The following is a 13,501-nucleotide window of genomic DNA, read 5'->3' on the forward strand; positions in this document are numbered from 1 at the left end:
GGAAATGGGCATTTTTGCTTTTGTGAAGGAAGCCGGCGAGAAGCTGTGGGAAAGCATCGTGGGCCAGGAGGCGCAGGCCGCCGAATCGCTCAAGGAGCATATCGCCAAGGTCGGCCTGGGCAACCCGAACATCCAGGTCAGCGTCGAGGGCGACAAGGTGATCGCCACCGGCGAGGTGGCCAGCCAGGAGGAGAAGGAGAAGATCCTGCTGACCCTGGGCAACGTCGCGGGTGTCTCCGGCGTGGAAGACCACATCACCGTCGCCACGCCGGCCCCGGAAGCGCGCTTCGTCACCGTGAAGAAGGGCGACACCCTGAGCGCCATCGCCAAGGCCGAGTACGGCAACGCCAACGCCTACATGAAGATCTTCGAGGCGAACAAGCCGATGCTCAGCCATCCGGACAAGATCTATCCTGGCCAGGTGCTGCGGATTCCGGCGTAACGCCCACGAGCCCGGCCCAGTGCCGGGCTCTTTTTGCCAGCGGGAATCAGAGCCCTTCGATCAGCGTCCGGTAGCTGTCCTGGGCGGCGAACTCCTCGGTGTCCTTGGGCCCGCCACGGCTGTCGGGCTGGCGCACCGCCAGCAGGTGGCCGACGCCGAACTGCCGCGCCGCGCGCAGGATCGGCAGGCTGTCATCGATGAACAGGCTGCGTGCCGGGTCGAAGCCGATATCGGCCTGCAGCGCCTGCCAGAACTGCCGGTCTTCCTTGGGGTAGCCGTAGTCGTGGGAGCTGATCAGGCGGTCGAACCAGGGCGCGAGCTCGACCCGTTCCAGTTTCAGTGACAGCGAGTCGCGGTGGGCGTTGGTGATCAGCACCGCGCGCTTGTCGTGCAGGCGCAGCGCGGCGAGGAACAGGTCGGCATCCGGGCGCAGGGCGATCAGGTGGGCGACCTCGCGCTTGAGGTCGCGGACCGACAGCTTCAGCTCGCGGGTCCAGAAGTCCAGGCAGTACCAGTTGAGTTGTCCGGCATGCTCGCGGAACAGCGGCAGCAGCTCGGCGTCGGCCTGCTCGCGGCTGATGCCGTGGTGTTCGGCGTAGCGCTGGGGCAGGTGTTCGAGCCAGAAATGATTGTCGAAGTGCAGGTCGAGCAGGGTTCCGTCCATGTCGAGCAGGACGGTATCGATGGCTGACCAGGGCAGGCTTGGCATGGTGGGCTCGGTAACAGGGTGTCGTAATTGCGCAGTGAATCGGCAGGCTTCGCGCAACATCCGACACGGACAATCGGAGAAGGCGGGTTATCATAGCCGACCCGGCCACCCCCAGGAGTCGCCCCATGCGTCAGAAACCCACGGTGCTCGCCCGCGAGATCGTCGCCAAAAGCCGACTGTTCGCCGTCGAAGAGCTGCAATTGCGCTTCTCCAACGGTGTGGAGCGCACCTATGAGCGGCTGGTGGGCAAGGGGCAGGGCTATGGCGCGGTGATGGTGGTCGCGATGCTCGATGCCGAGCATGTGGTCCTGGTCGAGGAATACTGCGCCGGGGTCGACGAATACCAGCTGTCGCTGCCCAAGGGGCTGGTGGAGCCGGGCGAGGACATCCTCGCCGCCGCCGACCGCGAGCTCAAGGAGGAGGCCGGCTACGGCGCCCACGAACTCGAGCACATCACCGAACTGTCGCTGTCGCCCGGCTACATGAGCCAGCGCATCCAGGTGGTGCTGGCGCGCAATCTCTATCCCGAAAGCCTGCCCGGCGACGAGCCGGAGCCGATGCGGGTGGACAGGATCAGTCTGCGGGAGCTGTCCAGCCTCGCCCAGCATGCCCAGTTCAGCGAAGGACGCGCACTGGCCGCGCTCTACCTGGTGCGCGACCTGTTGACCCAACGAGGAGAATACCAACCGTGATGCATGCCTTTCTTCCCGCGGTCATCGACCTGGTGCACAAGGCCGGCGACGTGATCCTGCCGTTCTGGCGCAGTGATCTGAACATCGAGCAGAAGGCCGACGAGTCGCCGGTGACCGCCGCCGACCTGGCCGCCCACCGCCTGCTGGCCGACGGTCTGCGCGCGTTGGCGCCGGAAGTGCCGGTGCTGTCGGAGGAAGACTGCAACATCCCGCTTGAGCAGCGTGCCCAGTGGACGCGCTGGTGGCTGGTGGACCCGCTGGACGGCACCAAGGAGTTCATCGCCGGCAGCGAGGAGTTCACCGTCAACGTGGCGCTGATCGAGCGCGGTCGGGTGGTGTTCGGTGTCGTCGGCATCCCCGCCAGCGGCCGTTGCTACTACGGCGGCACCGGGCTTGGCGCGTGGCGCGAGGAGCGCGGTGGCGATCCGCAGGAAATCAGCGTGCGGGTCAGCCCGGCCGAAGCCTTCACCGTGGTGGCCAGCAAGCGCCATTCGAGCCCTGCCCAGGAGCGCCTGCTGGCCGGCCTGGCGGAGCGTTTCGGCGACCTGGAACTGGCCAATATCGGCAGTTCCCTGAAGTTCTGTCTGCTGGCCGAGGGCTCGGCGGACTGTTATCCGCGCCTCGCGCCCACCTCGCAGTGGGATACCGCGGCGGCCCAGGGCGTCCTGGAAGGTGCCGGCGGCGAAATGCTTGACCTGCATGGCCAGGTCTTCACCTATGAGGCGCGGGATACGCTGCTCAATCCGTCGTTCCTCGCCCTGCCGAAGGCCGCGGAATGGCGTGAGGAACTGATCCAGCTGGCGCGTGCGCTGGACTGATTGGCCCTGCCGCATTGCGTAGTAGCGAGCTTGCTCGCGAACCAGCCTGACGCCGGTGTTGCCGGTCGACCCGTTCGCGAGCAAGCTCGCTCCTACAAAGACCTTCTTCTACCGTCGTGATCCATGCCTGAATTACCCGAAGTCGAAACCACCCGCCGGGGCATTGCGCCCTACCTCGAAGGCCAGCGCGTCAGTCGCGTGATCGTCCGTGAGCGCCGTCTGCGTTGGCCGATACCCGAGGACCTCGACGTGCGCCTCTCCGGGCAGCGCATCCTGCAGGTGGAACGGCGGGCCAAGTACCTGCTGCTCAATGCCGAGGTCGGCACGCTGATCAGCCACCTGGGCATGTCAGGCAGCCTGCGCCTGGTCGAGTGCGGGCTGCCGGCGGCGCGACATGAGCATGTGGACATCGAGCTGGAGTCGGGCCTGGCGTTGCGCTACACCGATCCCCGGCGCTTCGGCGCACTGCTGTGGAGCCAGGCGCCGCTGGAGCATGAGTTGCTCCGTCATCTCGGGCCGGAGCCGCTGACCGAAGCCTTCGAGGGCGAGCGGCTGTACCAGATGTCCCGCGGGCGCAGCATGGCGGTGAAGCCCTTCATCATGGACAACGCGGTGGTGGTCGGCGTGGGCAACATCTACGCCACCGAGGCACTGTTCGCTGCCGGCATCGACCCGCGCCGCGAGGCCGGTACTATCTCCCGGGCCCGCTACCTGAAGCTGGCGCAGGAGATCAAACGCATCCTGGCGATCGCCATCGAGCGCGGTGGTACCACGCTGCGCGATTTCGTCGGCGGCGACGGCCAGCCGGGTTACTTCCAGCAGGAGCTGTTCGTCTACGGACGCGGCGGCGAGTTCTGCAAGGTCTGCGGCTCGACCCTGCGCGAGGTCCGGCTCGGCCAGCGCGCCAGCGTGTACTGTCCGCGCTGCCAACGTTGACGCTCGCCACCCCCGTTACTCTGTCGCTCTAAAATAATCCATAACAACAATGGCCCCTCTCGAGGGGGCCACCAGGTGATTCATGTCCGGTAATTATCTGCCCCGCAACCCCATGGCCGAGGCGCTCGGCCATGCCATGCTGCGCGTTGCGGGCTGGCGCATCGAGGGCTCGCTGCCCGCTCTCGACAAGTTCGTGGTGATCGGCGCCCACCATACCTCCAACTGGGATTTCATGCTGTTCCTCGCCGCCAAGTTCGTGCTGCGCCTGAACGCGCGGTGGTTTGGCAAGCACACCCTGTTCAGTGGCCCGCTGGGCGGACTGATGCGTCGCTGGGGCGGCATCCCGATCCAGCGGCACCTCAAGCTCAATACCGTGGACCAGGCGGTGCAGGCCTTCCGCGAAAGCCGCGAGATGATGCTGATCCTCTCGCCGGAGGGCACCCGCAAGAAGGTCGAACGCTGGAAGATGGGCTTCTACCACATCGCTCGTGGCGCGGGCGTGCCCATCGTCCTGGCCGCGCTGGACTATCCGGGGCGGCGCATCGTCATCGGCGAGCCCTTCTGGCCGACGGGGGATGAGGCGGTCGATCTGCGGCGGATGCTGGATTTCTACCGGCCGTTTGTACCGAAAAAGCCTGAATATGCATTCTTCGGCGATTGAAGGCTGTCACGCGACAAGTCACGGAGCGCTGTTATAGTTAATGGCAGTCTGCCTGCCCAACTACATAAAAAGGACTTCTCTCCATGAACCTGTTTCGCACCACCGCCGTTGTCCTGGCACTGACCTGCGGGCTGTCGGCGATGCCGGCCGTCGCCGAAGAAGTGGTGGCTTCCAGCACCAGCGGCGACCCGATCTACACCGTCGAGGCTCCGCCCGGCTACGCCATGATGGGCGACCTGATCTTCGCCCGTCCGCTGCTGATCGCCGCCACCGTGGTGGGCGCCGCTGCGTTCGTGGTGACCCTGCCGTTCAGCGCGCTGGGTGGCAACGTCAAGGAAGCGGGCCAGGCGCTGGTGGTCGAGCCGGGCAAGTCCGCCTTCGTTCGCTGCCTGGGCTGCACCAAGAGCGGCTACAAGCAGGATTGAGTCCTGCCCTTGGGGACGGCTGCTTCGGGCCGTCCCGTGATAGCGAGCGCATCCTTGGTGATGCGTCGATTGCAGCAGGTAACGTATGGATACGACCCGGCTGAAGAAGCACCTGCGTCCCGTGCTTCTGTTGCTGGTTGCCGTTGGTCTTGGCTATAGCTTCTGGTCCAGTGCCGGTCTGCTGCAGTTGGGCGCGGGGCTGGCATTGTTCCTGTTCGGCATGCAGTGCCTGGAAGAGGGCCTGCGCGACCTGGCCGGCAGCCAACTGGAGCGCTGGTTGGAGAAAAGTACCGCGACCCGAGCCAAGAGCCTGCTGTTCGGCCTGGTCGGCACCTTCCTGCTGCAATCCTCCACCCTGGTTTCCCTGCTCACCATCGCCTTCATCAGCACCGGGCTGATCCAGCTGGCCGGTGGTATCGCCATTCTCTTCGGCGCCAACCTCGGCGCCACCAGTGGCATCTGGCTGCTCGCCCTGGCCGGGCAGAACCTCAGCTTGAGTCCGCTTGCCCTGCCGCTGCTGGTGTTCGGCGTGCTGATGGGTTTCAACGGTGACAAGAGCAAGGCGGCCGGGCGCATCCTCCTGGGGATCGCTTTCATCTTCCTGGGCATCGACCAGATCAAGGAAGGTTTCCAGAGCTTCGGCGATGCCCTGGATGCCAGCGAACTACAGGCCGAAGGTATGCTCGGTTCGCTGCTGTTCGTCACTTTCGGCATGCTGATCACCGTGGTGCTGCAGTCCAGCCACGCCACCCTGATGCTCACCCTGGCGGCACTGGCCGGCGGCCAGCTGGAGCTTGGCCAGAGCCTGGCGATTGCCATCGGCTCCAACGTCGGCAGCAGCGTCACCACGGCCTTCGTCGGCTCCCTGGGCGGCAACCGCAGTGGGCAGCGGCTGGCACTGGCGCACGTGCTGTTCAACGTGGTGACTGGTGTGCTGACCTTCATCCTGCTCTCGCCCCTGACCTGGCTGGTGCACGCGCTGGTGACGCCATTCGGGCTGGCGGACAACCCGATGATCCAGCTGGCGCTGTTCCACACGCTGTTCAACGGCATGGGCGTGCTGCTGTTCTGGCCGTTGCAGGGGGCCCTGGCCAAGGCGCTGGTGCGCTGGTTGCCGGAGGTGGAGGAGCCGCCGGTGCTGATCACCGACATGGCGCCCGCCGAGCCGAGCATCGAGCGCACCCACGCGCGCTACCTCAACGAGCGGGCACTGGACTCCGCCGACGCTTCTGCCAGCGCGGTGCTGCAGGAGCTGCGCCACCTGGGCCGGTTGAGCATCGAGGTGATCTGCCACGCGCTGTACCTGCCGGTGGAAATGCTCAGCCAGCCGCGTGTGGACGAGGGCCAGTTGCAGGCTGCGCCTGACCGCCACGCGCTGTCCGCGGAGGTGCTCTACCAGCGCCATATCAAGGGCGTCTACGGCGACCTGTTGAGCTTCATGGGCCGCCTGGACGTGCCGCTGGACGAGGAGCACCAGCGGCTCTGGCTGTCCTGCCAGGTGGTGGCGCTGCAACTGGTGGATGCGGTGAAGGACGCCAAGCACCTGCAGAAGAACCTCGGCCAGGCCCTGCAGGGCGAACCGTCGAGCACACGCGAGGCCTATGTGGAACTGCGCCGCCACTTGCTCGGCATGCTGCGGGAAGTACGGGCGATGGGGGCGCTGATTGGTGGTGAGCTGCCGGAAGACGCGCTCCTGGCGCGCCTGCAACTGCTCGACGAAAGCGCCGCGGCGTTCGACGCGGCCTTCCGCCAGCGGCTGTTCGCTGCGGTGCGCCAGCAGAAGCTGGATGGTCTGCAGACCAGCTCGCTGATGAACGACCTGGGCTATGCCAGCCGCATCGTCCAGAGCCTGCGCAACGTGCTGCAGCTGGGCACCGAACATGGCCTGTTCGAGCCGCAGGACGACGACGCGCCAGCCCTGATTCTTCCCTGAGGCGCCCCTGAAGAGCCGGCCCTGATCAGCGCAGCGGCATCGCCAGCTCGGTGGCGATGCCGATACCGCGCGGATCGCTGGCCGTCTGTACCGCTCCTGATTTCTTGTTCCACAGCAGCACCTGCTGGTTGCCGTAGGCGCGGCCGACATCCTTGAGCGTGTAGCCACGGCGGCTCAGCTCGGCCATCTCGCTGCCGCTGAAGGCGCGCGGCTCGTGCTCGATTACGTCCGGCAGGTACTGATGGTGGTAGCGCGGGGACGAAACCCACTGCTGGATCGGCTTGCCATCCAGGTAATCCAGCATCGACAGCAGCACCATGCTGGGAATTCGGCTGCCGCCGGGGGTACCGAAGGCCGCCAGTTCCGTGGGGCTCTCGATGAAACTCGGGCTCATGCTCGACAGTGGGCGCTTGCCTCCCGCCACGGCGTTGGCCTGGCTGCCGGTCAGTTGATAGGCGTTGGCGCCGCTGACGTCGGTGGCGAAGTCATCCATCTCGTCATTGAGCAGCACGCCGGTGCCGGGCACGGTGAAGGCGGCGCCAAACGGCAGGTTGACCGAGAGGGTGGCGGCCACCGCATTGCCGTCCGCGTCCATGACCACGAAGTGGGTGGTGTGGTCACCCTCGCGCCAGGCCGGCGCCGGGGGTAGGGAAGCGCTCGGGGTGGCGCGCTGCGGGTCGATGCCGCCGGCGAGGCGCTTGAGGTAGTCGGGGGCGAGCAGTTGCGTCACCGGATTGGCGACGCGGTCGGGGTCGCCCAGCAGGCCGCGGTCGCGGTAGGCGCGGCGCAGTGCTTCCACCACGTAGTGGGCGCGCTGCACCGGCTCGGCCTTCTGCCAGGGCAACTGCTGCAGCATCCCCAGGCTCTGGGCCAGGGCGACGCCGCCGGCGGAGGGCGGCGGGGCGCTGATCAGTTCCTTGCCGTCGGCCAGCGGATAGCGCAGCGCCGGGCGCTCCACGGTGCGGTAGCTGGCCAGGTCCTCCAGGCTCCAGACGCCGCCGGCGGCGCGGACGCCCTGTACCAGCTTGTCGGCGGTCTCGCCTTCGTAGAAGCCGATCCGGCCATAACGGGCCAGACGCTCCAGGGTGCGCGCCAGCTCCGGTTGGCGCACCAGGTCCCATTCTTCAGGCAGGTTGCCGCTGGGGAGGAAGATGCGCGCGGTTTCACGGTCCTTGCGCATGGCATCCAGGCGCCAGGACGCGCGGTCGATGTAGATGCGGTCGACGGAGACGCCGTCGGTGGCCAGGCGGATCGCTGGCACCAGGTTATTGGCCAGGGTCTTTTTGCCGTAGCGGCTGGTGATGTCCGCCAGCGCCGCGGGCAGGCCGGGGATGCCGGCGGCCAGCGCGCCGTTGGTCGACAGCTGCGGGTCGACCTTGCCGTTGCGCTCGTACATCCGCGCATGGGCGGCCAGCGGGGCACGTTCGCGGGCGTCGATAAAGCGGTAGGTCGGCGGGTCGCCGGCTTGGCGTAGCAGGAAGAAGCCGCCGCCGCCCAGGCCCGAGCCATAAGGTTCGGCCACCGCCAGTGCGGCGCTGATGGCCACGGCGGCGTCGAAGGCATTACCGCCGTCGGCGAGGGTTTCCAGGCCGGCCACGGTGGCGGCTGGGTGGGCAGTGGCAACGCCGGCCTGCGCCGGGTGTTCCGCGGCATGCAGGGCGGCGCTGAGCAGCAGGAGGCTGCAGAAGCCGAGCAGGGTGGCGCGGGAGCGGATATTCAACAGGGACATGGCATCTCACGAACCGCCGGCGGCACCGGCTGGAAAACCTGATTGGGCGAACTAGGGAGGATAGACAATCCCGTGGCCCAAGGGTTTGTGAGAGCTCAATGAAAAAATATCGAAATACGCGCGATCAGGCCTTGCCGGTGAGCTTCTTGTACTTCTCCATCAGCTGCTCCTTGCTCTCGACGTTGTTTTCGTCGAGAGGGATGCAGTCGACCGGGCACACCTGCTGGCACTGCGGTTCGTCGTAGTGGCCGACGCACTCGGTGCACAGGTTCGGGTCGATCACGTAGATCTCCTCACCCTGGGAGATCGCGGCATTGGGGCACTCGGGTTCGCAGACGTCGCAGTTGATGCAATCGTCAGTGATTTTCAGGGACATCGAACAACTCCAACCAGGGCGGCAGCCATGGCGATCGGTAGCAACAATGGTGAAATTGTGCCGTATCGGCGCGCTCGTTGCACGCGAAGTGGGATCAGAGGAGGGACTGTCGCCGCCATCCTTGGCGGCCACGCGTATCAGCGCTTGAAGCGCTCGGCCAGGGCGCTGGCTACGGCGGGGTGGACGAACTTGGTGATATCGCCGCCCAGCGCCGCGATTTCGCGCACCAGGGTGGATGAGATGAAGGAGTACTTCTCCGACGGGGTGAGGAACATGCTTTCGAGGTCGGGAGCGAGCTGGCGGTTCATGTTGGCCAGCTGGAATTCGTACTCGAAGTCCGACACCGCGCGCAGGCCGCGCAGCAGGATGTTGGCGTTCTGTTCCTTGGCGAAGTGCGCGAGCAGCGAGGAGAAGCCGACGACTTCGACGTTGGGCAGGTGCGAGGTGACCTGGCGAGCCAGCTCGACCCGTTGCTCCAGCGGGAACAGGGGGTTCTTCTTGGGGCTGGCGGCGACGGCAATGATCACCTGGTCGAACAGTCGCGAGGCGCGTTCGACCAGATCCGCATGGCCTTTGGTGATGGGGTCGAAGGTACCCGGGTACAGCACTCGATTCATCGCGGCGTCCTGGTCGGCTCTTGTTGGCAGGCTGGGCATCAGCGGGGCGGATGGTAACGCAGCATGTCCGTGGGGCCAAGCGACCTTGGTAGTGCTTCCGCGCGCGGACTACCTGAGTTTATCGGCGGCGGACCATGCAGTCACGCGCAGGGCCCGTGCCAGAGCCTGCGCGGCCGGCTTCGCGGTCGCTGCTCCCTTGTAGGAGCGAGCTTGCTCGCGAACCGCCCGGCTCCGATTTCTCCGGGAAACCCTGGTTCGCGAGCAAGCTCACTCCTACGAAAGGCCGCCGGCATGGGCTGCCGGGGAATCGCTTCAGGCCTTGCCCAGGCGCTTGGCCAGGGCATCTGCCAGTTGCGCGGTAAGGCCGTACACCGACAGCTGCGGGTTGGCGCCGATGCTGGTGGGGAACAGCGAGCCGTCGTGGATCGACAGGTTCTGCAGCTGGTGGTGACGGCCGAGGCTGTCGCACACCGACTGCTTCGGGTCCTCTCCCATGGCGCAGCCGCCCATCACGTGGGCGCTGCCCAGGCGGGTGCGGTACAGCTCCAGGCTCAGGCCGTCGATCAGCGCGTGGGCCTCCTTGGCGGTCTTCACATAGCCGGCGTCGGCGTGCAGCGGCAGCACGGCCTTGGCGCCGGCGGCGAACTGGATGTCGGCCATGGTGTGGAAGGCGCGGCGGATGCCGTCCCAGGTGTAGTCGGTCATCTGGTAGTCGAGTACCGGGGTGTCGTCGCCGCGCAGGCTGACGCTGCCGACCGCACTGTCGGGGTGGAAGCCGTCGCGCATCAGGGCGAGGAGCACGTTGGTGTGCGGCAACTGTTCCATACGCATGGCGTTGTCCTCGCCGAAGCGGCCGAGCAGGGTAGCGGTCAGCGAGGGTTGCAGCGGCGGCACTTCGAGCTTGTAGGACATGCGCCCGGTGGCGCCGTCGTCCCACTGGAAGTGGTCGGAGTAGATCGACTGCGGCGCGCCGTAGAAGGGGTTGATCACCTCGTCGAACAGCGCGGCGCTGAAGTTCACCACGTGCAGGAAGGTGCGCTGGCCGACGCGGCCGTTCGGGTCCGGGGCCTTGGAGCGCATGAGGATCGCCGGAGTGTTGATGCCGCCGCCGGAGAGCACGTAGTGGCGCGCCTTGACGGTGATCTTGCGGCCGGTGGGGGCGACGCAGCGCTCGTCCATGGCCAGGCATTCCAGGCCGCTGACCTTGTCGCCGTCGATCAGCAGGCGGTTGGCGCGGGCGAGGTAGAGCAGCTCGCCGCCCTTGTCGAGGGTGGCCGGAATGGTGGTCACCAGCATCGACTGCTTGGCGTTGGTCGGGCAGCCCATACCGCAGTAGCCCAGGTTCCAGCAGCCGCGTACGTTGCGCGGGATGACTTTCCAGTGCAGGCCGAGCTTGTCGCAGCCCTTGCGGATCACGTCGTTGTTGGCGTTCGGCGGCAGTGCCCAGGGCGCGACGCCCAGGCGCTGTTCCATCTTCTCGAACCAGGGCGCCATCTCGGCGACGCTGTGGCCCTTCACACCGTGCTCCTTGGCCCAGTGGTCCAGGGTAGGCTCCGGCGTGCGGAAGCTGGAGGTCCAGTTGACCAGGGTGGTGCCGCCCACCGCGCGGCCCTGGAGGATGGTGATGGCGCCGTCCTTGCTCATCCGGCCGATGCCTTCCTGGTACAGGGTCGGGTAGGCCTCGGCTTCCTGCATCTTGAAGTCGGAGCTGGTGCGCAGCGGGCCTTCCTCCACCAGCAGCACTTTGTAGCCGGCGGCGCTGAGGGTTTCGGCGGTGGTGCCGCCGCCCGCGCCGGTGCCGACGATCACCACGTCGGCTTCGAGGGTCAGGTCGTTTTCCAGGCGTGAGCCGTCATGGACTTTCCAGCCACCGGCAAGGCCAGCGGCGAACAGATCGGGTACAGGCATCGGGATTCTCTCAGGCGAATTCTTGTTGTTCTGTCCGGGTCAGACCTTAGGCGGGCCGGGGTAGCCGCAGTGCCCCCAGGACTCCGGGCGGCCATACCAGGCCATCAGGACCAGTTGCAGCAGCGAGCTGTGGCCCATCTTCAGCAGCGAGATCGAGCTGTTCTGCCAGCGTTCGAGGAAGTGCTTCACGTCGGCAGCGCTGGCGTTGTCCCAGCTGCCCCAGATGCCGGTCAGCGGGCCGCGGGTGATCGGCAGGGCAAGCACGTCGAACAGCTGGACGGTGAGCTTGAGCATTTCCGGAGAGAGACGGTCCAGGCCGAAGTCGAGGCTTTCCAGAGTGCCCTTGACCGCATCGGCCATGCGCTCGGCGGGCACGGCGCCGGCCAGCATCACCGGGATCAGGGCGCGCAGGAAGGGCATGTCGGAGTCGCGCAGGACCTTGTAGCCGTTGGCCGGCACGCTGGCCGAGCAGCCGCTCAGGGTGGCGGTGACGCCGGCGGTGGCGAGGAAGGCGCCACCGAGCAGGCCGACTTTGAGGACGCCGCGCCGGGACAGGCCCGGTGCGCTCAGGGAGGTGTCTGTCATTCTTGTTGGTCACCTACGATGGAGAGTACCTGTGAAGAGCGCCGCCGGGGTTGCCGGCGGCCAGGAAGATCAGCGGATGAACAGCTTGTACACCAGCTTCTGCAGCGACTTGCCATAGGGCGGGTAGATCACCCGGGCGGCATTGAAGCGCGGCTTGCTGAACACGCCCTTGGCCTTGGAGAAGGTCAGGAAGCCTTCATGGCCGTGGTAGTGCCCCATGCCCGAGGGGCCGACGCCGCCGAACGGCATATCGTCCTGGGCCACGTGCAGCAGGGTGTCGTTCAGGCACACGCCGCCCGAATGGGTCTGCGCCAGCACATGATCCTGCTCGCGCTTGTCGTAGCCGAAGTAGTACAGCGCCAGCGGGCGGTCGCGCTCGTTGATATAGCGCAGCGCCTCGTCCAGGCTCTGGTAGGGGATCACCGGCAGCAGCGGGCCGAAGATTTCCTCCTGCATCACCTTCATCTCGTCGTTCACGTTCAGCAGCAGCGCCTGCGGCAGACGGCGGCCCTGGGCCTGCGGGAACAGCGGGATGACCGTGGCGCCGCGTGCCTTGGCATCGGCCAGGTAGCCGTTCAGGCGCGACAGCTGGCGCTCGTTGATGATCGCGGTGTAGTCCGGGTTGTTCTCCAGTTTCGGGAAGAAGCCCTGTACCACCTGACGGTAGCTGTCGACGAACTCGTCGACGCGGTTGTGCGGCACCAGCACGTAGTCGGGCGCCACGCAGGTCTGCCCGGCGTTGAGCGACTTGCCGAAGGCGATGCGCTCGGCGGCGTCCTTCATCGGCACGCTGGTGGAGACAATGGCCGGCGACTTGCCGCCCAGTTCCAGGGTCACCGGGGTGAGGTTTTCGGCGGCGGCACGCATCACGTGCTTGCCGATGCTGGTGGCGCCGGTGAACAGCAGGTGGTCGAACGGCAGCTTGGAGAAGGCCACGCCCACTTCCACCTCGCCTTCGACCACCGCCACCATGTCCTCGGGGAAGATCTTCGCCAGCAGCGTCTTGAGCATGTGGGCGGTGGCGGGGGTGGATTCGCTCATCTTGATCATCACCCGGTTGCCGGCCGCCAGGGCGCCGGTCAGCGGGCCGATGGCGAGGAACAGCGGGTAGTTCCACGGCACGATCACACCCACCACGCCCAGCGGCTGGTAGATGACCTTGGCCGAGGCCGGCTGGAACTGCATGCCCACGCTGCGGCGCGACGGTTTCATCCACTTCTTCACGCGCTTGGCCGCGTAGTGCACGCCGTGCAGGCTGGGCATCACTTCGGCCAGCAGGGTCTCGTCGGCCGAGCGGTTACTGAAGTCGCTGTTGATCGCCTTGATGATCGCCTGCTGCTCGGTCACCAGCAGGTTGGCGAGGCTCTTCAGCCAGGCGATGCGCTGGCCGGCGTCGGGCATCGGGTTGGCGCGGTAGGCCTGACGCTGGCGTTCGAGGAGGGATTCCAGCTGGCTGATCTGCTGCTGGCTCTGCTGCAGGTAGGCGATGTCGGCGACCATGACGGGCTCCTTGGCGGAAGCGGCTGGGGAAGCGTCCGGTGGGTAGGCGCTTCGTGTTGTTGTACTGTCGCTGGATTTTTAGAGCAATTACTCTAGACTGTCAATCAGCATGCCGTGTCCGCGTCGCCAGGCCCAGCCAACGAAAAGTTGGGATGCGCCTGCCCAGGTGT

Annotated in this window: 14 protein-coding genes; 7 read left to right on the forward strand and 7 right to left on the reverse strand. The window is 66.4% G+C overall.

Annotated features, from left to right (window positions below; translation table 11 throughout):
* Positions 1–4 precede the first annotated feature (4 nt).
* Positions 5–442, forward strand: a complete 438-nt coding sequence (lysM, locus tag SD196_RS01675; RefSeq protein ID WP_275609756.1) for a peptidoglycan-binding protein LysM — start codon at positions 5–7, stop codon at positions 440–442.
* Positions 443–488: 46 nt separating this feature from the next.
* Here the strand turns inward: lysM and yrfG are convergent, their stop codons facing one another.
* Complete coding sequence (yrfG, locus tag SD196_RS01680) at positions 489–1,151, reverse strand: GMP/IMP nucleotidase (protein ID WP_331315580.1); 663 nt, start codon at positions 1,149–1,151, stop codon at positions 489–491.
* A 125-nt stretch (positions 1,152–1,276) separates the two neighbouring features.
* Here yrfG and nudE point away from each other — a divergent pair, with 125 nt between their 5' ends.
* The 6 genes from nudE to SD196_RS01710 all read left to right on the forward strand — a co-directional run bounded on the left by nudE (position 1,277) and on the right by SD196_RS01710 (position 6,616).
* Positions 1,277–1,843 (forward strand): ADP compounds hydrolase NudE, encoded by a 567-nt coding sequence (nudE, locus tag SD196_RS01685; RefSeq protein ID WP_331315582.1) that lies wholly within the window; start codon positions 1,277–1,279, stop codon positions 1,841–1,843.
* Positions 1,843–2,661, forward strand: coding sequence for a 3'(2'),5'-bisphosphate nucleotidase CysQ (gene cysQ, locus SD196_RS01690; RefSeq protein WP_416311006.1), 819 nt, complete (start codon positions 1,843–1,845; stop codon positions 2,659–2,661). The genes nudE and cysQ overlap by 1 nt, the downstream gene beginning before the upstream one ends.
* A 123-nt stretch (positions 2,662–2,784) precedes the next feature.
* Positions 2,785–3,597, forward strand: a complete 813-nt coding sequence (gene mutM, locus SD196_RS01695) for a bifunctional DNA-formamidopyrimidine glycosylase/DNA-(apurinic or apyrimidinic site) lyase (RefSeq protein WP_331315585.1) — start codon at positions 2,785–2,787, stop codon at positions 3,595–3,597.
* A gap of 82 nt (positions 3,598–3,679) precedes the next feature.
* Entirely contained in the window at positions 3,680–4,258 is a 579-nt protein-coding gene (locus tag SD196_RS01700) for a lysophospholipid acyltransferase family protein (protein ID WP_275609761.1), read from the forward strand.
* An 83-nt stretch (positions 4,259–4,341) separates the two neighbouring features.
* Positions 4,342–4,683 carry a multidrug transporter gene (locus SD196_RS01705; protein WP_275609762.1) on the forward strand — a complete coding sequence of 114 codons (342 nt, stop codon included), beginning with the start codon at positions 4,342–4,344 and terminating at the stop codon, positions 4,681–4,683.
* 85 nt (positions 4,684–4,768) lie between these two features.
* Positions 4,769–6,616: a Na/Pi cotransporter family protein gene (locus SD196_RS01710; protein ID WP_416311007.1), complete on the forward strand. Its 1,848-nt coding sequence runs from the start codon at positions 4,769–4,771 to the stop codon at positions 6,614–6,616.
* Between the two features lie 25 nt (positions 6,617–6,641).
* On the opposite strand, the gene SD196_RS01715 is transcribed toward SD196_RS01710, so the two are convergent.
* The 6 genes from SD196_RS01715 to SD196_RS01740 form a co-directional block, all read right to left on the reverse strand.
* Complete coding sequence (locus tag SD196_RS01715) at positions 6,642–8,345, reverse strand: gamma-glutamyltransferase family protein (RefSeq protein ID WP_343578246.1); 1,704 nt, start codon at positions 8,343–8,345, stop codon at positions 6,642–6,644.
* A gap of 124 nt (positions 8,346–8,469) precedes the next feature.
* The gene (locus SD196_RS01720; RefSeq protein ID WP_207885708.1) at positions 8,470–8,721 is read right to left on the reverse strand and encodes a YfhL family 4Fe-4S dicluster ferredoxin; all 252 of its coding nucleotides are present in this window, start codon (positions 8,719–8,721) and stop codon (positions 8,470–8,472) included.
* 137 nt (positions 8,722–8,858) lie between these two features.
* Entirely contained in the window at positions 8,859–9,338 is a 480-nt protein-coding gene (gene coaD / locus SD196_RS01725) for a pantetheine-phosphate adenylyltransferase (protein WP_184590535.1), read from the reverse strand.
* A gap of 312 nt (positions 9,339–9,650) precedes the next feature.
* On the reverse strand, positions 9,651–11,246 hold the full coding sequence (locus SD196_RS01730; RefSeq protein ID WP_275609765.1) for a GMC family oxidoreductase: 1,596 nt from the start codon (positions 11,244–11,246) through the stop codon (positions 9,651–9,653).
* 39 nt (positions 11,247–11,285) lie between these two features.
* Entirely contained in the window at positions 11,286–11,831 is a 546-nt protein-coding gene (locus SD196_RS01735; protein WP_275609766.1) for a twin-arginine translocation pathway signal protein, read from the reverse strand.
* A 69-nt stretch (positions 11,832–11,900) separates the two neighbouring features.
* Positions 11,901–13,331 (reverse strand): coniferyl aldehyde dehydrogenase, encoded by a 1,431-nt coding sequence (locus SD196_RS01740; protein WP_416311008.1) that lies wholly within the window; start codon positions 13,329–13,331, stop codon positions 11,901–11,903.
* Positions 13,332–13,501 lie beyond the last annotated feature (170 nt).

The organism is Pseudomonas macauensis (genome assembly GCF_047902425.1).
GTDB lineage: Bacteria > Pseudomonadota > Gammaproteobacteria > Pseudomonadales > Pseudomonadaceae > Pseudomonas.